The organism is Ensifer sp. Root954, assembly GCF_001429005.1.
In the GTDB taxonomy this organism is placed as follows: domain Bacteria; phylum Pseudomonadota; class Alphaproteobacteria; order Rhizobiales; family Rhizobiaceae; genus Ensifer; species Ensifer adhaerens.
Window position 1 is genome coordinate 58,445 of record NZ_LMJM01000051.1, and the last position, 20,760, is coordinate 79,204.

The window sequence follows — 20,760 nt, forward strand, 5'->3', positions numbered from 1 at the left end:
GGCCCGTAGTGATGTTTGAAGAGCGCCTTCCCACAGGCGTCACGCGCTCACTCCTCAGCGCGTAGGTATAAGGTATGATGTCATACCCATGAACGCAAGCGCTTTTTTAGCGGACCGCGATTGGCAACCGGCGGCAAGTCGAGGAAAGTGGGGGCTCGGAGAACGGGCCATCGAAACGCCAGTTTCGGCGAGCGATGCTGCCACCGCCCCAAATGCTACGAGCGGCTTGTTGTGAGCAATGAAGTGGCCGATGGGCCGTAAAGAGGGTCCGCAACAGCTCGGAGGTAGAAAAGAGCAAGCCGTGGCAGTCGGAGGCCAAAAGCTCCACCGATCGTCGACTTGTTGTCGAGATCCCCAATTATCGGTGCCGAGCTGACCTTCAGCGATGACTGCGAATGCACCGGACATACGCCGGACATAGGTCGCGGTCTGGGCGGCAATCATTCGCTGCCGCGTTCTGGAGCGACACGCAGATCAGTCAGAACATGAGGAGCACGGACTGAAGACCTTGGTAGCCCATACCGTCACTTCGCATCTTTCCGTGCTCGCTTGTGAGCTGCCGGTTTCCGCGACGTCGCTAGGCTAGGCTTCGTCTGTTGGCGCGACTTGTTGAAGGCGGCGATCTTCCCGGCCACCTCCTGAAACCAATACTCGATACGCATTTCGCAAAGAGCCTTGTGCGGTGGAAGCGCCGCAGCGGCTCGTCGCTCGAGCTCCGTTCTCAATCTGGCCAACCATGGGAACTCCGGCGCCAACTCGTCATCATACCCGCCGCGATACCGTTCATGAAGAGAGGCGAAAAGCTTGTCATTTGGCGAGCCATCATCGATCAACAGGTCGGCAAACGTGTCGACTCCCAAGTGATGAAGGACTGCGACACCACCATAGTTCTTCTTGTCCAACCCTGTTTCGATCAACTTCGATGAGTGGTCAGTCGACGTGCGCAACGATGACAGCAGTTCACCGGCTTCTAGCGCCATTTTGCGATCAAGCGCCTTTTGGGACGCCTTCTCGACTAGCGCGTGAATGGGCAAAAACTCGGGGTTCTCCACTTCATTATACACCAAGCTGCCATACGAGCCCGCCATCATCCCGAACAATTCATGCGCAGGGGTCAGCTTCCCTTCTGCGACAACATCGTCGAGATACTTTTGGAAATAGTCTTCGGTCGGCACACCATTCAGTAGATCATCATCGTAGCCCCTCAATCGGATAATGGTCCCCGCTGCGTGCAAAATCTGCCCCGGATGAACTACCTCACGCCCCGAAAGCTGCCGGACGAGTTCGTCTCTTGCCGTCTTGTAGTCTGTCGCAGTTAGCTCGTACCAGCTCCACAGGCGACGCCACGGAGGTGCGACGCGGTGCCCGACGACGGCCGGATGCTCACTTAGGAAGGCATTGACAGCCGGAACATCCACGGCCCCGCTAGAGAAGAGGTCCGCCAAATGGGCTGGTGGAATGATCGGATCATTCCATGCAACCAACTCATAGCGTTGCCCAATGTTCTGCCCGTTCACCTCGTCCGGATCGTCCTGCCGACGTCCAACCGACCGAATATCTGTTCGCAGTGACCGCAGCGAACCGTCATCCAAAGTCCCACTCCGGAATTCCATTCCAACGGCCACCATATAGAGCAGCAGGGCACGTAGAGCCTGAGGATTGGACCGCAGCCTCGGATCAGTCGCAGTTACCAACCGTTCGAAATCGAACAGGATCGAACGAAGACTTCTGAAATTCTGCTTCTTCGAGGCCTTGAACGTTAAGAGAAGATCATCCCGCGCAGTCTGAACAGCTGTAACAACTTCTTTGCAGTCGAGGTTCTGGAGAAGATTGTCGAGCACGTTTTGGGGATCGGAACCAACGCGTATCGTTTTCCCGACCAGTTTTTCCTTCCGCCTGGAATAGTCCTGCCTCTCATGAGAGGCTATATCAGCCTCGCTCGCGACAACAATAACCCTTAGTTTGTTGTGTTCTACGTAACGATTGATATAGCCCATCACCTCCACCAGAGGCAGGTGCGAGCGTTCAAGGTCGTCGAAAACAAGCACGCGTCCGTCAAGCTTCAGAGTTAGATCTTGCAGAAGGGTCGCGTTCTCTTTGGCGTCGGCAGTTACCCCAAGTGCGCCGACAGCTCGAGAGAGGACGGTGTTTACAACCTTCGCCGCCTTCCCTCCCAGGATCGGGTGTGCCTTTTCGAACATCTGCGTCGTGATCTCAGCGAGGTCTTTGACCCCGAAAAGTGTCACGTGAATGAGCGGATCGACGGCTAGAGCATCGGCCTTGCGAGCCTTGGCCAGCCGTTCCTTGAAATAATTCGCGATGAAATAGCTTTTCCCCGACCCCCAAGGCCCTTCCAACAAAACGGCAGAATCCGGCTCTGCCTGCTGATCGAGATAATAATCCAAATACTCGGTCGCGCTTTCCTGTCCGCTCAAAGCCGTCCCCTAATTACATTAACGAATGCATGGACTTATTGGTTCTTCTTAACGCTGATAAATCACTTCTGGCGAAATTGCGAGTCGCATTGAAGCAATGCCCACCAGTGCAAGGCGAGGTCGTGTACGCAACGTGCCCGGTGTGACACACCGATTGTCCCAACGCCACCTACGCGCTAGACAAACACTACGGATTGCATTGGAGGTTGCTTGGGACGAAGCCGTTCAATCGCAATCGTGGGAATCCTGACCGCTGGTCTCCTCATAACCGCGGTGCGTCGTCATCTTTAGCCTTCCATGCGGATTTTACATGTACGTGCCATCGGAAGTCCTTCGCGCGATCGAAAATGTCTGGGCGATGCCGTCCCTGCAATCAATCGAGCTCAGAAAAACGCCAGAGGTCCTTGAGTTAGACGCCGTTTGCGAACGGGTCTACGCGCAAGGTAAAGGCGGTTATGCGCTTGCGAACGCTCTCCGATCGCTTGGCGTTCCCTGTATGCTGCCACCCGATGCGAAGGAATTGTGTCTTCATCCAGCAAAGGCGGCCGAAAGGCTCCACGACGCGTATCTCCGGAAAACAGTTCTCCGCCGCCATCTCTGTCCTCTTGAGTACGCAGACCACCTGCCGGAAGTCGTGTTCGGCACAAGCCGCGCAGGACAATTTACGAGCGCTGAGCTTGGTGAGTTCATGGACGCGAAACGTCTTCGAAGGTACTTTCCCGGATATCGCTTGGCTCTAAGGGACTACGCCAAATTTCGCTGGTTGGTCGTCGAGGAAGAAGTCATCGTAAAGGCGCCCCCACTGCAACGCGCCTTGCCATTCCTATCCATGGATTTCAGCCGTGATCTAGGAGAGATCAACCCACACCTCGGCCGCTTCCCGCAAGCCGTCGAGGTCGCCCTGTTCTTCCTTCTCCTTGCTCCCTGGGAAGAATGGGTCCGATACCAACAAGCGGGTTGGCGTGGTTTTCGATTGCCCTGGATATACTCGCTGGACGATGACCTCTTCGTCGGGCCGACGGTACCGCAAAGCCCAACTACCCTTGCGACGGAACCCGAGTACGATCACTGGGACAATGAGACCGGTGATGAGCGGGCAATAATCATTCCGCTCGACGACGGTTACGAGTCTCAATGGCTGCAGTTTGTTGGCGAGACATGGTCCGCATTTGAGAAGGCACGAACCACTGCACTGTTCGAAACCCCAGTCGGTCACTTCCTCGTCCGAGCTTTCCTGGCGGACGACATCGACGAGATCATGGCCCATATGACCACGATAGAGGCCGGGCTTGGAACCATCAGCGATCACAAAAGGAAACTGCGCCCCAAGCCTGATCCGCACAAAGACGTGTCCTCCACGGATAGGGTCGCGGCGAGACTGGCCGCTTTGCTGCGGGACCCCAGTTGCGTAGCGGACTACCAGGAGCTTTTCGACCTCAGAAGTACTTTCGTCCACGGAAGAGGCGGGATTGCGCCAATTTCAACGCAACAGCGTATCCGCGCGCGCAGCCTCGCACGACTCGTCGCAAGAAGGCTCGTGGACGATGCAGCGTCGTTGTCGGGGACCCGAGAGGCAAAGCTTGATCAGCTTCTCGACGCCGGGGTTCCTTTTCTCCCATAGGCAGACGTGAGACGCCTCTAGCCTTCGGATTTCATTTTCGAACGCTTTAACAAAGCTTTGCAACGCACATTAGAAGAAATCGATCTATTCTAATGAAAAGCCGTAGGCCCAAGCGATTCGCGGCAAAAACATTTTTGCGACAGGGTTCCGCATTCGGCTTCCCGAGACGATGGAATGACTAGATGGCAAATGCGGATGACGAGAATGACGAAGACCTGCGGCCCCTAACACGACGGCAGAAGGACGGAACGCTATTTTTCAGAGCCCCCGAGGTAGTTGAAGAACTCCGGCGGGTCCTACAGCGTCCGGTCGATGATCTGGTGGCCAAGAAGCGTACCGTTTCGAGCGCGGTCCTGGTCTATGTCATGCGTCATCTCAGGCCACCTAGAGAAACAAAATGGTTCATTGAGCTTTGGGAAGAGTTGCGTCGCCGCGTATCATACATGGCTTACAAACAAGCAGAGGGGTTATCTCCACAGCGTGCTCGAGACGTTAGCCAAGCGGTCTGTGACTGGTTCCGCGAGGAGCTTTTCTCCGGGACTGACAAGGCCGACGTGTTCGAAGCCTGCTTCAAGAAGGTGATCATTCTCAGGACACTCGATGAAATCCGAAAAGTGCGACGGCGCGACCAAATCGAGAAAAACGACGTCGAATTCCAGAACGACGATGGAAGCTACCGTGACTTGGTAGACGCCATAAATCTCCGCAACATCGGCCGCAGTATGCCTCGTGGTGAAGCCGCAGCTCAATTGAATCGAATACTGTCGCAGTTGACACCCAGAGAAAGGGACGCCGTCCTCGCTGTTCATGGGGAGGGACTGGCGGAAAGCTCAAGCGACCCCAACGAAATCACCGCTTCGTCGAAACTAGGTATATCCGATCGACGCATCCGCAAACTTCTCGCCAATGCGGAAAAACGAGCCTCGGCGAACGAGGAGGAATAATGCAAAAAATCAAGCACATTGAGGACATTCTTCTTGAACTTGTTGAAGCCGACGGATTCGGTGAACAAGAGGTTGTTGCCGCTATTGAGCGATATCCCGAACATCGGGAGTCCATCCTGGCGTTTTACATCGAGTGGCTGGCGGACGACGACGGAAAAGGCGCTCCTCCGATCCCGCCAGGCGAAGGAGGTTCCGACCTTTCAAAACTCTGGGATCAGGAAATCGACGCTGCAAATCCCTTCGAAAGTCAGCGACCTGCTGCTCTCAAGAGCATCGCGGAGAAATGCGATATTCCCTTGTCCATTTTGGTCAGGATTGAAGAACGGGCCATTCACGCCACATCGTTGCCCCTGATACTAATCCGGAAACTCGCCGAGGAACTGAAAACCACTGCATCCAGTCTACTTCAATTTCTCGAGCAGGATCAGGCGCTGACCGCATCGGATTTCCGCTCTGACAAAGCCCCCGTCCAGCGGGCCAAGCTCTCTTTTGCCGATGCGATCCGCAAAACTTCCATGCCGGAGGACAAGAAGCAGAAGTGGCTAGATCTTTCGGAATGATGCCATGGAAAACATCAACGCCGTCCGACGCGCTGCAAATCGACTAAGAGAGAAGATAGATCCGCGCTTCCAGCAGATGACTGCGTCGGAGGTCCTAATCCGGACGCTCGCCGATCAGGAACTGACGGTCGACGAAGTGGCGGCAGATGATGACGTTCTTGCGGGTGGTTTGGGCGTCCTCAAGCGGAAATACCAGACGATTTTTGTCTCAAAGGCCCTCCCCACGGACGAAAAGGCGGAGGTAATTGCGCACGAGATCGCCCATTTCGTTATTCACCTCGAGAACGAGGTCCGGATTGAGCGCGCCTACGCTGCCCCCGGTGCGGGTGATCCTGTGCAGCGCGTTGAGGCTTATAGCAAACGGGAGCGCCGCGAAGCCCAGGCCAATACCTTCGCCCGGGAACTGCTGTTGCCGCGAAGACTCGCTCGCCGGCTCTTTCAGGAAGGCCTGCGCGCGGCGGAAATCGCAACTGCCTTAGGGCTGAAGCTCGAAACGGTCTACCAGCAATTAGCAGACTCCCTTCTGTTGCCGGAGCCGGCAGAACCAAAGCAGAAGGTGGCGCGAGCGCCCCAGGAGCTCGACGAGTCCCAACACACGGCGGCGATGCACATTGGCTCGCCTTTTCTGCTTGAAGCTGGCCCCGGAACGGGAAAGACCAACACCATGGTCGAGCGCATCGTTTGGCTGCTCGGCGAAAAACATTCGACCGCTGACGAAGTCCTGGCGCTTACGTTCTCAAACAAGGCCGCCGAAGAAATCGCCGACCGCGTGGAGCGCGCGGTCGGACCCGAAGCGGTCAATATCTGGACGGGGACCTTCCACGCCTTTGGTCTGGAACTTCTCCGAAAGCATCACGAGCGGTTCAATCTCCCACCAGACCCGCGCCTCATCGACACGAGCGAGGCGATCAATCTCCTTGAAGACGCCCTACCCGCTCTCCCTATCGTCCACATGCAGAATTTGTTTGAGCCGGCGCTGGCTCTACGCGACATCCTGAGGACGATATCGAGGGCAAAAGACGAACTTGTAGGACCAGACGATTACTACGAACTGGCCGAGGAAATGATGCGAGTCACTGACCGCAATGACTCCGCCGCCTGGAAGGCTGCCGAAAAATGCAAAGAAGTGGCTCTCGTCTATAGGCATTACCAGAGAATTCTGGAGTCGATCCAAGCCGTGGACTATGGCGATTTGATCCGCCTGCCCGCGGTGAAAATGCAGTCCGACCCGTCCTTCCAGGCGCTGCTCGCCGCCAAATTCAAATGGGTTCACGTCGACGAATACCAGGACATCAACCGCGCTAGTGCCATGATGGTCAAAGGGGTCGTAGGGGAAGGAGAGCGGTTGTGGGTCGTGGGCGACGCACGGCAATCGATTTATCGCTTCAGAGGCGCCTCAAGCAGAAACATGGCCCGTTTCACCCGGGACTACCCCCAGGGCATCCGCGGGCAACTCAAGGTGAACTACCGCTCGACAGAGCCGATCGTCTCAACCTTCAAATCTTTCGGGGCGAGAATGCTGGTCTCGGCATATGCCCTGCCCCTCGACCTGAGAGCTTATCGCGGCGAGGCACCAAGCCGTCCGTCAACTTCGATCGGAGCGGATCCCGCTGGCGAAATCGACTTGCTCGCAGGGAACATCAGGGAACTGGAACGCGAAGGCGTCCCGTTGAGAGATCAAGCGGTCATCGCCCGCACGAATGGCGCTCTGGCGACGTTAGGGTCTGAACTCGAGGCACGCGGTATCCCCGTCTTGTACATCGGGCCCCTCTTCGATCGGCCCGAAGTCCGAGATCTCCTGTCGCTGCTTTCCCTTATTGTGCATGACGGTTCCAGCGTGTTCCGGGTGGGAGGGTTTCCCGAATATGGCCTTCGTGCCCCGGAACTCGCGCGGGTGATCCAGGAAGCCACGTCGCGTGAAATCACGGTGCGGGAGTTGCTTGATCGACAGATCGAAGTCACGGGGCTGGATCAGAAATCGTTAAGAAGTCTGGCAATCCTGTCGAGCCAAATCGCTGGCTACGGTCCGGGAAGTACTCCTTGGTTCGTGCTGATGGATTACCTATTCAATCGAAGCGACTATGTCGCAACGGTATTGAGCGGACAGATGCCATCCGACGACGTGCGCCGAGCCGCGGTTCGCCAATTGATCGAGGCTCTCAGAACCATGCCGTTGCGGGGCAGCAAGGCTCCGATCGTGCGCGGCCTCGAACGCATTCGCCATCTGGTCCTGCTCTCAGACGATCGTGAGCTTCGACGACTGCCCGACGAGATGCAAGATATCGATGGGGTGAATCTGATGACGATTCACGCCAGCAAAGGCCTTGAGTTCGACGCGGTCCACCTGCCGCAATTGACCCGGCGCGCGATCCCCGCCGCCAACAGACCGGACGCCTGCCCTCCGGTCGCGGGCATGATCGCGGAGAACGTAGAGGTCGACGCGCACGAAGCAGAAGAGGAATGCTTGTTTTTCGTCGCTCTATCCCGGGCAAAGTCGTATCTCAAGCTTTATCGCCCTTCTATGTCGGGCGGAAAGAACTCCAATCCGTCGAAGTTCCTTGATCGTCTGCCCATCTCTACTGCGCATGGCCCCGCCCCGCTGCGGAGGATCTTTCCGCAAAGTGGCCTCGAACCCATTTCAGACATGGACGTCCCGGCAACTCTGACAGCCGCCGACATAGAGGCTTTCGAACGATGTCCTCGACGCTTCTTCTACGATCGAGTGGCAGGACTCGGTGGCTCGATGGCGCGCTCTGCATACCTGCAGGCCCACGGATGCATCCTTGCCGTCGTTGACGCGGCGCGTGCAGCGGACGCACCACTAACCAGCGATGAGATGCGGCAAATCTTCGAGCGGGCCTGGAACGAGACAAAACTGCCGGGGCATCCCTTCGAGAAGCCATACCGAGACCTGGTAGAGAGGATGCTAGGAAATCTGACCCCGACGCTTCTGTCGGCGGCCAAGGCCAAGTCGTTCGTCGTTTCGGTACGCGGCCGCGACATCAACGTTGCTGCGGACTTTGTGCGTGGGCCCGCGGAAAGCCCGACCCTGACCGTTGTACGTTCCGGAAAGCGTTCTTCGTCTGAGGCCGACAGGATCTCGTATTCACTGCTACTGGAGGGTGCGCAGATGGAGTATGGCGCACGTTTCCGTCTTGAGACTTTCCACGTTATCGACGGCACCGCTGGTCCCGTCGATCAGACACCTGTGAAAAAAGGCAACCGCGTCACGGCGGCTAAAGATGCGGTCAAAGCCATGGAAGACGGGTTGTACCCAGCTATTCGAAGCGATTTTCAGTGCCCGCGCTGCAAACACTTCTTTATCTGCCCCGCTCCCCAAAAAAGTTAACGGACACCGTTCCGGAATCCACCACGCCCAACGATTGACTCTTTGAAAGCCCGGCATGGCGCTGCGCTTGCAAGAGGAAATTGCAAAATGACTGTGGTAGAAAAGCAAAGCCGCACCGACGCCCGCAAGGCATTCCGCTTCACTGTGGACGGCAACGAGTACGTATCGGACGATCGCCATATCGATACGCGCGAAATCCTTAATATATCCGGCAACCATCCGGCGGACGAGTATGTCCTCATCCGTATTGCCGATCGCCGCACCTTCGCGCTGGATCTCGAGCGTAAGACCGACCTCGGCGAAAAGGGCGAAGAAGTTTTTCGCGCCTTTCACGCGGACCGTGTCTACCGCTTGACGGTGGACGGACGTGGCTTCGACTGGGGCGAGGCCTCTATCGACGAGGCGGATCTCCGTAGGATTTGCGAAATCGGCGAAGACCAGGTCTTCAAGCTCGACCGCGAGGACAGACCCGACGCGTTCGTCGATGACGGCGGTGAAATCCAGCTTGGCGAGAGCGGTACCGAGCGTCTGCGCATCGTCGCTCGGCCCGTTGTAAAGGTCACCGTCAATGGCAACCCGATCAACCTGCCGCGCGGGTGGATGACCGGGCTGGAAATCAAGTCCGCCGCCATCGCCCAGGGGGTGAGGATCGAACTCGATTTCACCCTCGACGAGGAACCGGCGGGCGGGGGCGACACCCAGATCATCGGTGACGACGACCGTACCTTCATTGAAGGCTGCGAGCGCTTCGGCGCGGTCGACCACCACGAGGACAGCTAAAGATGACCGAACTCAAGGCTGGCGTCGCCTCGGCAATACAGGCGATCCGCGAACACTTTCGCCATTGCGACGTGAAGGTCCTGCCGAGCGCCGGCGGCGGGGCCAACGTTATCATCGAGGATGTTCCGCTTGGTCCCCCTTACAACCAAGCGAAAACGTGGGTGGGTTTTTATCTTTCGGATGCCTGTCCCTACGACGACACCTACCCGTTTTACGTCACGGGCAGTCTGTCCCGCATCGACGGCACGGCGTTGCTAAGCCCACTTCACATCAACCAGCGATTCCCCGCTGATGGCTCGTCTACAGAAACCCGGGACGCCGTGATGGTTTCAAGGCGGCAGCGAAATAGGGGATCGTTTGCCTACGAGTCACCGCTTCTCAAACTCAAGACTGTTTTGAAATGGATGGTACAACAATGACCCAATGCGAAATCCGCGTCTCTTCGGAAATGTACGCGAAGCTTCATGCGCATCTGTTTCCCGGTGACGGCGACGAACATGGCGCCGTGATGCATGCCGGCCTCATTCATACGCCCGGTGGCCCGGTACTGACCGTTCGCGAAGTCGTCTTGGCGGTCGAAGGCAGGGACTGGGTGCCGGGAACGCGCGGCTATCGCAAATTGATCGCACCATTTATTTCCAAGCAGGCACGGCGTTGTCGCGACGAGAAGCTAGTCTACATCGCCGTTCACAATCATGGCCCGGGAAACCGCGTTGCCTTCTCCGACGTTGACTTGGAATCCCATGAGCGGGGTTTTCCCGCGCTTCTCGACCTTGTCGAGGGTATGCCCGTCGGGTCTCTTGTATTCGCCGAGGAAGCTGTTGCCGGAGATATCTGGTTGCCAGGCGGTAAGCGCCTCGACGTCAGCCGGATGATCGTCGTCGGGCCTCGGCGGACTGAGCTTCTGCCAGCCCCGCGCGTCATCGATGCTGTCAGGCGAGAACGATATGACCGACAGGTTCGGATTTTCGGGGAACGTGGCCAAGAAATCCTCTCGCAGAGCCGCGTCGCCATTATCGGCCTCGGCGGTGTTGGCTCCCTCCTCGCTGAGCTACTGGGTAGGCTTGGTGTCGGTTCTTTTGTTCTCGTCGACCCTGATCGCGTACAAATCAGCAACGTCCCCAGGCTGGTCGATGCGACGGGATGGGATGCAAAGTCCTGGCTCACAGCCGAAGGACGTCCCGAGTGGCTGCGACGCCTGGGGTCGAGGCTGGCCACACGAAAGGTCGACCTTTCTCGCAGAGTTATCAAGCGCGCCAATCGGAGTGCCCATGTCGAGAGACATTTCACTTCGATGGAGACCCAAGCTGTCGTCGATGCACTCAAGACCTGCGACTACATTTTTTTGGCGGCCGACGGGCATCGCGCCCGACTGCTCTTCAATAGCCTGGTTCATCAGTACTTGGTGCCAGGGGTTCAGCTCGGAAGCCGGATCCAAGTCGAAGAGATCACTGGCGATGTGGTGAACGTCCATACAGCCGCGCGGCTTGTTACGCCGGCTGGAGGTTGCCTCCTTTGCAATCAAGCCATCGACCCTCGCAAACTCAGAGAGGAAAGCACTTCGGCCGAAATGCGTGAAAGAGAGCGTTATGTTGACAGCGCCGATGCCTCTGCACCGAGTGTGATAACGCTAAATAGCCTTAGTGCCTCGCAGGCCGCGAATGACTTCCTATTCTACATGACGGGCCTGACCGCGGCGGAAGCATTCCAGGGAACCGTACAAGCTCGCCCGCTCGAACGGCGTCTTCGCTTTGTTACGCCTCGCCGAGACGACGACTGCATCGACTGCAGTAGCGGTCGCGAATCCCGGTTTGGCCGTGGTCAGAACTGGCCGCTACCCATGATCGACTAAAAGGAGTGCGTCAAGACTCGAAAGTCCCGGCACGCGAGCCCCCGTTAAAGCGCCCCGCTTGCCCGAGATGCAGTTTTATGTTTCTCTAATACAAGTTGCACTTGCAAACGTGTACGGCCGGGAGAACCCCAAGAGGTGGAGGGCGAAATGATCACATTCACTTGGGCAAATGGTCAGAAATTCGAGCTTGATGGCACGAAAGTGCTACGGATTCGCAAAACAATAAAGGGCTTCGATGAAGACCTGGGCAACACGCTTCTCGATGTGAATAAATCCGAATACGTGCAAGAGCTTCCGCCCGAGGTCGTAACGGCGGTGCAGGCTGAGTTGTCAACCCTTTCCAGCTTGACTCAACCCGTCGGCGAGCGATTTTGGTTCAATGCCCAAGCAGCCAGCGGGCCGATGCCCGTTGGTCCGTCAAAGCGCAAAGACGGTATACTTTCCGCCTTCGACATTGGTGGCAAACGTCAGTACGTCCGGGAGCCACATGAGGAGGTCGCCGCGCTCATCAAGGCGGCAAGGGGCGATCTCCGACCCGTTCCCGACGACAGTATTTTCAAGAACAATCTGGAGCCCAATCAAGGCTTCGACACGGAAATCGAAGAATGGGATGCGGCTTTGAATCAAACGACGCCGGACGTTTGACACAACCACAGGCCAGCGGGTGCCCCCGAGCGTGGGGAAGCCTGCGACCTCGCGCTGTGAGCCCACCCTAACTCGGCCTTCTGATATCGTTGCTCGGCTTAGCTTTTTGGAGGGCGCAAGATGGAAGAAATCCCGTTCTCCGCCGTGAGAGAGCGCAAAGGGCTTTGGCTCACGCTCAGTCACGCTGACACGCTGCTCACACTGAAAGAGTATCTCACTCGGCCATTCCCGCCTCTCGTGGCCGACGCACTTCGCGACGCCTATGCCGGCTCCCCCCACGCTGCGGAGTTGCTATGCGACTTCGCCGCGTTTGAGAACATCTTCCTGGACAAAAGGGCTTTGAAAACCTGGCGCGGCACTGGTGACCTCATGGAGGCCCTTGGGCCACTCCAAAATCTGGTGAAGGTGGTAGACATCGAACCTCAAGTCTATGAGGTGGCCATTTGTCAGGTTCAGAGTTACAAACAGCAGGCGGCACCGACGGAACTCTACCTTGAGCGCTCGCCGCTGCACGACCGCCAAAATGGGTATTTCGACGGCTATCTGGAAGCAATGTTCGACCAGATGTTCAAGGATGACAAAAGAGGGGCGATTCCGTCCGCATTCGCAGACACTCAGGGCAACATCGAGAGATTGTTTGTTTACGCGAACGTGCAACGCGCGAGCGGCGCTCCGGTCAAGCTATCTAACGCTCACTTGTCAACACTGAACGACTTCCAAGGGGCACTACCACTTTCTACTGCCGAAGTCGTCGATGCGAAGCCCGCGATCGGATATGTCCAGGACGTTGTCGGCTCACACACACCGCAGCTACTGACCGCCCCTCTCCCACCGATATTCGAGATGATCATCGACAAGATCAAGGGCGCAAAGTTAGCCATATCAGTGGGGGATGCGATACTGGATATACGGTCTGGTTGGGAAGGAAGGTGCTTTCGCGAATACCTGTGGGAAGTGCACACGGCACTAGCCTGTAAGAACTACCCTAAGCTCAAACAACTCGATGACAATCTCTTGGCACAGTTGCAAGCATTCAACGCGGCAGGCACGTCAAGAACTCGATGGACGAAACGCTTGTTGATAACAATAGGTGGCGGCACGCCGATTGAAATTCCTGTTGCCATTAGATTGCCTCGGCACCAGGATCAGGACTATGTCGGCTTTATAGGTCGTTGGCTTGGACCTCGGCAGCCATAGCGAACCTGCGTGGAGGGGGCACCGAAGTGTACCTGAACGCCACCATTTTTGCGCAGTCGCTACCCCAATATCCGGATGAGAAGACTCCGGAGGCCGACCTGACCTACCTCGTAGGCTGCAACGGGCGCAGGTACCCAGCGGCTCGCTCGAACGGTCCTTTCCGGATAGTCGGGGCCACCGAGTGCACTGCAATCAAGTGTACGCGAACCCGGTACACGTTGGCGCTGTCGTCTTTGAGATACGAAAACATGCCCACCGAATGTTCCGTCGGAACTCCAACGATGCCCGCCTCTTCAAATGCCTCCCGGGCAGCTGCGGCTTTCGTCGACTCCCCAGTTTCCAGGTGCCCCTTTGGGATGCCCCAGCGCCCGCTGCTCCTACCCGAAATCAGCAGCACGTCATATCCGTCGGCACCGCGCGCTCTACGATAACAGATAGCGCCAGCCTGTTCGACCGTGCGCGGCGCAGGCCGAGGAGTGATTGCATCGATTGGCAGGCGAGACACGAGTATCGTTTGCATCGTCGGTCACTTCATTGAGACGACTGGAAAAACGGATGAAGGCTCGGCTTATGTCCCAGTTCTATGACGGAAGGTCGCCGAACTCAACAGCGCGCGCCTCAAAGCGGGCCATGAACGGATCGAACGGCCCCACTTTGGGCGGCTCTGCAACCGAGGGTCACCGAGTCCGCCTGCTTTGCGATTTCGGGCTAAACACCTGATTGCAGACGAGACGGCCCGCAGGCAACGGCACGGACATTCGGTTCTGTATCAGGGTTCCCAGCTAGCTGACGTCGCCTCCGTTAGCCGATCAGTCCGATGCCTTGAAAGGCATCGCGATCTGCCTCCTCATGTCAAGCTTCGCCAGCTTTAGAATGCTTGTCGCAACGGGCAATGTCTCCGAAATCAAGCCAGCCACGCATCAGTTCCTGTATCGCGGAGATCGGCTTCCAGGCAGCCAGCCATTCGTCCGTGACATAGAATTCCTCCTCCGTCACCTTCCGCACATCTTGCTCCAATAGGAATCCGTAGGCTTCGAAGTCCTGCTGTCCCTTCACCACAACGATTTTCCAGAAGCGGCTGGGGATCTGTACCCGGGCAGCACCTTGGTCATCTTTGCCGCGGAACCAACGATCATCGCCGCGAAAGACCGGACCGGCGAAAATACAAGCGGCCTGTGCATCCTCCTTAGTGATCCGGGCTATTGCGTCCTCGAGATCGCCCCAATTCTCCTCACCGAACTTCCCCTGATTGAACTCCTTGACCTGCGGTGAGCAATTGGTGACGTGAAAGGTGTCTCCGTTCGCCATCTGAATGTCTTCGAAGGTCTTGCCCCAACAGACGTCGTCCCGCCTGGTGATGTGCCCCTTGTCAAATGCTCCACGATCCTCGGTGTAGAATGCGTCCGGCAATTGGTACCGGGTCTCAATTCGTGGGTCAGCGGCCCACAGTTCGGCGATCTTGTCATCCGCCGACCAGCCGGCAAGGCTTGCCCGGGTAACCGGCTTGCCGTCGACGGTCTTACGTCGCTTCCGCCAGTCAACATTTGCAGCCGTGTAGAGAGCCAATCTGCGCTCGCTGTGCATCCAGACGGAAAAGTGCTGGTATTTCAGTTCCGTTCCCGAACCATCGATGAGCGGAGCAACTATTTCCTCGCCGGCTTTTGTCAGCTTCGGCGCGGGAACGTCCCGATTGGAGTCGAGAAACCGGGCTTGAAACCCGCGACGCTGAGGCAAGCCGTCGTAAATGACCGGCATGCGCATCTCGAGCGCTTCGCTCTCCAGCGATTTTAGTTCAGGTGAACTGGTTTGGGCGACCGTTGACGCAACTCCCGCGACGCTCAGGGTCACATGAAGCTGCAGCGGGATCACGACGCCTCCGGAGCCCAAGGTAGATACCTTTTGGCCGTTCCCTTCCCCACTGTCTGCCATAAATTCCTCCTCGGACGGTCCAGATCCGCCTCCCTCGGCGACGCCAGCTTCCTCGCCCTCTTCTGCCTTGATAACACTGGACATGATGTCGCCACCCAGCATGGCGGCCTCAATCTCGGAAAGCCTGCCTGGCCATTGCTGTCGGCACTGGGCGACGAGATCCTGCGCAATACGGCTGGCCCGGAAACCGACGTTTGCCTCCCAGACCACTTCCGTTTCAGTCAAGCCGTCGACGTTGTCGGCCCAGCCGCCGCTGGCAAGGGCAATCCGACCGTTCGCATCTCTTACGATGCGGCCGTTTGCATGAAGTGCGACGACCTGAAGGCTGTCATTGAAAACCGGAGAGCCAGAAGACCCATGCGCTGTGTCCGCTTTGTACCAGAGGTATTCCTCGTTCGGGTTTGCGCGGATGACTTTGTTCTCGCGCAAGGCGACTTGCATGGGAGCACCATCTGGGTGCTGTAGAAGCGTCACGAACTCGTCCTGCTTTACCTTCCCGCTCTCTGGAATAAGTCGCAGGAAGCGCCGGGTGCGGATGTCCTGACCTTGAGCGGACTTCTCCGCGATCGCCACGACGGCATAGTCGAGCGCCTTCAAGCTCACGTAAAAGAGGTCGGGTCTAAGTTCGAACTCGTCGGGATCAGCCGGACGCTGTCCGGCGACATCGAACCAAGAATCAAACCCAATCCGCGACGAACCTACGGAGTCCTGCTCCGGGAAAACGTGGTGATTGGTCAGCACCAGTCCCGGTGCTATCAGGAAGCCCGTAGCCCAACCCTGCCTTCCGCCGCTTCGGATCCGGATTCGTCCGACGCATGTTCGAGCCAGCATGCACCGCTCGAGAAAGCTGACTTCGACGAGATCATTCGTGCCAAATAGCGCCTCCTGTTCCAATGGGGTTGCCGTTTGACCGTCGGCTGTTAGGAACCGATAACGCCTTTCTACCAAGGTCGCCGATGGCGGATCCGCGGGAATGGGACCTGCGCTAGGAGCCTCGGGCGCAAACCGTTCGAGATCAAGTTCGGCAAGCTTCATAGCAGCTCCCCCTGTTGCAGAATTCACTACTATAAGTTTAAGACAGTACTTTTACGGCGTCCTCTGAGATGGCATCGACGCCACGTCTTAGCATTGACTGCTCGATGTCCGCACTTTGTGCGTCAGGCATCAGGGCAACCTCCCAATTGCCGAAACCAGCGCCTTGTGGGCTTCGAATGACTCCACCTGTAATGCGTCACCATTTGTCCAGGCGCCCCAATCACTGATCTGGACGACCACTGTCTTGCTGTCGGGGAAGATATGGATGAATTGCCCATCTCGCCCGATGGCGGAGAAGTCGGTGCCTTCGGGATTGAGCCACCAGAAATAGCCGTAGTGCAACGGCCAGTTCGCATTAGCAGATTGGTTCTTGGGTGGGATCTTGTCGACATCCCCCCTGCTTTTCGTTGCGATATCGAACCAAGCCTCGGGAATGATCTCGTTCCCGCGGCAGTCCTTTCCGCGTCGCAGAACCAGCAACCCGAAACGCGCAAGGTCTCCGACCGTTGCTTTGAAGCAGCAGGGACCGATCGCCGTTTCCGATTTATCGACAGCCCAAGTCGCTATGGATTCAGCCCCAATTGCCGCCCATATTCCGGTTTCTAGGAACTCCGTCAATCGCACTCGGCCCAACATCTCGTCTGCGGCCTGTGCCGCGATCGCCGCATCGAGGGCCGAGTAATTGAAGGTTGGCGACCAGGGCTTCCGGAGAACGTAGCGGTGGGAGAATTCCAGAACGCTCTCCTGCCTCTTTCTCACCATTTGCCTAAAGAAATCCGCACCGGAAGAGAAGCCGTTCCAACCGTACTCGGTCCAGAAGACACCGGATCGCATGCGCAGAACTTGGTCGAGCGGAACATTGGCATATGCGCTCGGAATAAAACGGTGCAGATCGGGCACATAGTGGCCCACCGGCCGTCGAACAACGGCCTCGAAATCCTGACGTGTTCGTGCGCCTTGTGTCGTCGCAATTGCGTGACCCAGCAACGTCGACGTGATCGACTTAGCTACGGAAGCCACTCCATACAGCTTCTTTCGTTCGTTGATCTCGCCGTCTTCGTCGCAGAACTCTGGGGAACCAAACTTTTCGATGCGGTACTTCTCATCTCTAACGACGAGTAGAGCACATACTTTTGCCGACTCCATGAATTCGGATATTCGGCACTTCGCTGTTCCGCCCTTGCACGTGTAGGTGATTTCGCCGATTTTGGCGTCATCGGGCAAATCGATCGATTTCGGCGGTGGGTGGATGTCCTTGTTGCGCGTGGCCGCAGCGGATTGCTCTCCCGGCAGCCAAAGCAGGACGGCGATCACTATTGACCACAATTTGGGCCTGAACCGCGGGACGGACTTACTCATTTGGCAACAACCGATACTCGGTCGATATCCATGTAGTCCGTGGAGTTCATGATGTCGCGGTAGTGGCCGATCTTGAATTTTTGCTTTGGCGGTTTGTCCGGGACATCGTCATATCCAATTTTTCCCGTTACCTTGACGACGAGCTTGCCGTCTTGAACTAAGACGATCGAGCCTCCGGATCCCTTGCGACCTGGCCTGACCTCATACTTCAGCTCGGTCCAGACATCCTTTGCGGTTGTCAGTTTCGGCTCGCCATCAAACTCGAGTATTAGGGAGCTCACACACTGGGTGTCTTCGAGCACCGACGGGAAGGTGAACCTGCAGTCCGGCGGCGATTTCCCGTTCGCCCATCCGTGCGTCCAACTGGCTAGTTTCTTTTCTGATGCGACGATGCAACGGCAGTCGCCATCCTGGACCGTCACATGCAGGACGCCATCATCGTATCGCTGTGCCAGGAACGGGCTGGGTTCCCACACTTCCTCTGGTTCAGCCGCCTGCCCAGCGTTCTTTACTGCGTTGGCTTGGGCAGCGTCCGCCACCTGCTGCGCAGGTTCCTGCTTCCACTGAGCGATTACCCAACGGAGTGAATCCGTTTCGTTGCCCACCTCCTTCGGCATCCGGAACCGGATCGTGTAATCGACGAGTTGCTCAAAGGGATATTGGTAGGTCTTCGTAAGACGCATCTCCTGACGCTGCATACACCGCTTGTCAAATGGGTCGTCGAACGGGCAATAGGGGTTCCTTTTCTTCGGCATTCCGGCCTCAGCGGTAATCCCCAGCCTTGGTTCGAGCATAAAGCTTGGTCCCAGCGGCTCTCCCTGGCTTGGCTCGAATTCCACCTCAAACTTCGCGCACGCCGCAACGTCGCACTTCTTTTCGCCGGTGATCGTTTTGTCGACCGTGATGCGAGCGATGAAATCGCCGCTTCCGTCCTCATCCATGGGAAAAGAGAGCAGTTGTTCATCCATTTGGCACGTACACCAATGGGATCTAACGAGGCTGCCTTCCGCAAACTCGTCGTCAAGATTACTCCCGAGCGCGTTGGGTGCGCTCAACAACAACATGGACGCCAGCAATCTTGTGCCCGCCCGCCAAATCCCCAGTGTCGAAACTCTCATCGCGTGCCCCTCGCATGATGAAAGGCTAACACAACATTAACGGATGTCGAGACGCTCATGTAACCGTGGCGAGCAATTCGATTTACGGAAAGGACGTGACCTAGTGCGGCTCCTATATGGCTCGTATCGCTCGGAGAATGCGTGCTTGACGCTGGCAAGCGGTCACTCTCTACATCACCAGAATCCGATGTGGGCCGGCAAGCTGGATAGCGACGAGCAGACAGTTTTGGCCAGAGCCCGAAATGTGACCCTGATCGCTAGGCGCGCAGCGGTATGGGCTGCGTCTCCCCGCTGTCATCCAAAATGTCGAACCTGTAGCGACCTTCAGCGTCGACGCTCACGGAGTAACTAAGGCGACTGCCGATGTTGTTGTCGTCGTCGAAGGTGAGTATCCGCGGCTTCAGGGACGTTATCTGAGCGTCGTCCAAGTACACGGAATTGCAGATGATGACCTGGTCGCCGGCCTGGCAGGTGCGTGCGGCAGCTCCGTTGAGGATGCAGCACCTCGAGCCACGTTCACCGAGGATCACGTAGGTGGATATGCGCGCTCCGGAATTCTTGTTCCAGATCTCGACGAACTCCATCGGGAGGATACCAGCTGCTTCACAGTGATCCGGATCGAGAGTGATGGAGCCATGATAGTTCAGATTGGCGTCGGTGACACGGATGCCGTGAAGTTTACCTGCGACTAGCTTTCTCATGATCCCCCGCGTCCAATGCAGCGGCGGCTTTATTAGCGCTTCATCCGCAAGAACGAAAGAGGTCGCAGACAGCAAGGCTCTGCGAGAGTGAAGGGGCGCGCCTTGGAACAAGGCGTCGCCTTCGTGACCATCCCGGTTCGCCGAGTGCGTCAGGCCTCCGATGAGTACTACCCCCGCGGATCGTACTCCCCCAGTGACGTGTCATATTTTTGCAAGCTTGCCGTCGGCAAGAACCGCTTCTCCAGCTCAACGACTGCGGGGAACCCCGTCAGATCAAGGTACGAGAAGGTGCCTAGTTTTGAATCCTTCTGGGTATCCATAAACTCGTTGAAGGCATCCGCCTGGCGTTCTTTGCAATCCCGGAGGAACCGCTCCATCATCAACTGCGCGACTTTCGAGATCGAGATGTTGTAGGTGGACACGCCAATTTCCGCATATTCAGCGGCTGACAGCGAAGGCTTGACCGCGCTCGCGTTGATGTAAATGTGCTGATCTGGGAAGGCCTCGGTCACCCGCCGCATTTCCTCCCGGCTCTGGAGCGCCATGACCATGAGCATATCTACGCCAGCAGCAAGGTAAGCCTCGCATCTCCGGAGCACCTCATCCACGCTCCCACCCACAGAGGCCCGTGAATCGGTCCTCGCGATGACGACTACATCCGGATCGAGCCGATCGCGCTCCGCACAGGCGGCTCGATACTTTGCCGTTGCCTCCTCGATCGGCACGACTTCGACCCCTTTCGTGAATCCGCAACGCTTAGGGAAAGTCTGGTCTTCGAGGAAGAACCCAGAGACGCCCGCACTGATGAACTCGTAGACGGCACGAGTGGTGTTTACGACGTTGCCGAAGCCGGTCTCACAATCCGCGACTACCGGGATCGAGATCGATTGGCATATCCGCCGAATGTTTTCGGACGCTTCCGATAGCGTCATTAAACCCGCGTCCGGCATACCCAGAATGTGCGCAGCTGCCTGCGAGCCGGAATGGAAGAACAGGCGGAATCCGGCCGCCTCTGCCAGCTGCGCATGATGTGGCGTCGCGCCCGAGATAGCGACAAGCGGCTTTATGTCTTCCCGCAGTTGTCGGCGTAGTTCTGCGCTCATGCGGCCAGAGATTACAGTTTCGCGTAAGTGCATGCGTGCCTCCCGTTGATGACAAACGAAATGTCACGCAGCCTTCAATATGTCAACACTTTCCGGCAAATCTCGGCGTTTTTGGCAGGTTATTGGTCGTCC

Annotated in this window: 16 protein-coding genes; 9 read left to right on the plus strand and 7 right to left on the minus strand. The window is 57.2% G+C overall.

The genetic code is table 11. The features are described 5' to 3' along the window. Window positions 1–524: 524 nt before the first annotated feature. On the minus strand, window positions 525–2,435 hold the full coding sequence (locus tag ASE71_RS29640; protein WP_060521637.1) for a P-loop NTPase fold protein: 1,911 nt from the start codon (window positions 2,433–2,435) through the stop codon (window positions 525–527). Window positions 2,436–2,745: 310 nt separating this feature from the next. On the opposite strand from ASE71_RS29640, the gene ASE71_RS29645 reads away from it, so the two are divergent. From ASE71_RS29645 to ASE71_RS29685, 9 genes are all read left to right on the plus strand, one after another. Beyond that, complete coding sequence (locus tag ASE71_RS29645; RefSeq protein ID WP_060521638.1) at window positions 2,746–4,056, plus strand: hypothetical protein; 1,311 nt, start codon at window positions 2,746–2,748, stop codon at window positions 4,054–4,056. 182 nt (window positions 4,057–4,238) lie between these two features. Beyond that, entirely contained in the window at window positions 4,239–5,000 is a 762-nt protein-coding gene (locus tag ASE71_RS29650; RefSeq protein WP_060521639.1) for a sigma-70 family RNA polymerase sigma factor, read from the plus strand. Next, entirely contained in the window at window positions 5,000–5,560 is a 561-nt protein-coding gene (locus ASE71_RS29655; protein ID WP_060521640.1) for a hypothetical protein, read from the plus strand. Before ASE71_RS29650 ends, ASE71_RS29655 begins: the two co-directional genes overlap by 1 nt. Before the next feature lie 4 nt (window positions 5,561–5,564). Beyond that, window positions 5,565–8,909: a UvrD-helicase domain-containing protein gene (locus tag ASE71_RS29660; RefSeq protein WP_060521641.1), complete on the plus strand. Its 3,345-nt coding sequence runs from the start codon at window positions 5,565–5,567 to the stop codon at window positions 8,907–8,909. An 87-nt stretch (window positions 8,910–8,996) separates the two neighbouring features. Further along, window positions 8,997–9,689 (plus strand): multiubiquitin domain-containing protein, encoded by a 693-nt coding sequence (locus ASE71_RS29665; protein WP_060521642.1) that lies wholly within the window; start codon window positions 8,997–8,999, stop codon window positions 9,687–9,689. A 2-nt stretch (window positions 9,690–9,691) separates the two neighbouring features. Then, entirely contained in the window at window positions 9,692–10,108 is a 417-nt protein-coding gene (locus ASE71_RS29670; protein ID WP_058326026.1) for a hypothetical protein, read from the plus strand. Next, window positions 10,105–11,541, plus strand: coding sequence for a ThiF family adenylyltransferase (locus ASE71_RS29675; protein WP_060521643.1), 1,437 nt, complete (start codon window positions 10,105–10,107; stop codon window positions 11,539–11,541). The genes ASE71_RS29670 and ASE71_RS29675 overlap by 4 nt, the downstream gene beginning before the upstream one ends. Window positions 11,542–11,688: 147 nt before the next feature. After that, entirely contained in the window at window positions 11,689–12,186 is a 498-nt protein-coding gene (locus ASE71_RS29680) for a hypothetical protein (RefSeq protein ID WP_060649563.1), read from the plus strand. A gap of 120 nt (window positions 12,187–12,306) precedes the next feature. After that, complete coding sequence (locus tag ASE71_RS29685; protein WP_060521645.1) at window positions 12,307–13,383, plus strand: hypothetical protein; 1,077 nt, start codon at window positions 12,307–12,309, stop codon at window positions 13,381–13,383. Between the two features lie 103 nt (window positions 13,384–13,486). Here ASE71_RS29685 and ASE71_RS37695 read toward each other — a convergent pair whose 3' ends face one another. The 6 genes from ASE71_RS37695 to ASE71_RS29715 form a co-directional block, all read right to left on the minus strand. Continuing rightward, window positions 13,487–13,903 carry an NUDIX domain-containing protein gene (locus tag ASE71_RS37695; RefSeq protein ID WP_113544690.1) on the minus strand — a complete coding sequence of 139 codons (417 nt, stop codon included), beginning with the start codon at window positions 13,901–13,903 and terminating at the stop codon, window positions 13,487–13,489. A gap of 332 nt (window positions 13,904–14,235) precedes the next feature. Beyond that, window positions 14,236–16,347, minus strand: coding sequence for a DNA/RNA non-specific endonuclease (locus tag ASE71_RS29695; protein WP_060521646.1), 2,112 nt, complete (start codon window positions 16,345–16,347; stop codon window positions 14,236–14,238). A 129-nt stretch (window positions 16,348–16,476) separates the two neighbouring features. After that, entirely contained in the window at window positions 16,477–17,661 is a 1,185-nt protein-coding gene (locus ASE71_RS29700) for a serine hydrolase domain-containing protein (RefSeq protein WP_162251916.1), read from the minus strand. Window positions 17,662–17,702: 41 nt separating this feature from the next. Next, window positions 17,703–18,674, minus strand: coding sequence for a heparin lyase I family protein (locus ASE71_RS29705; RefSeq protein WP_162251918.1), 972 nt, complete (start codon window positions 18,672–18,674; stop codon window positions 17,703–17,705). A gap of 407 nt (window positions 18,675–19,081) precedes the next feature. Continuing rightward, window positions 19,082–19,525, minus strand: coding sequence for an aspartate 1-decarboxylase (panD, locus tag ASE71_RS29710; protein WP_060521821.1), 444 nt, complete (start codon window positions 19,523–19,525; stop codon window positions 19,082–19,084). Window positions 19,526–19,692: 167 nt separating this feature from the next. Beyond that, window positions 19,693–20,661: an isocitrate lyase/PEP mutase family protein gene (locus ASE71_RS29715; protein ID WP_060521649.1), complete on the minus strand. Its 969-nt coding sequence runs from the start codon at window positions 20,659–20,661 to the stop codon at window positions 19,693–19,695. Window positions 20,662–20,760 lie beyond the last annotated feature (99 nt).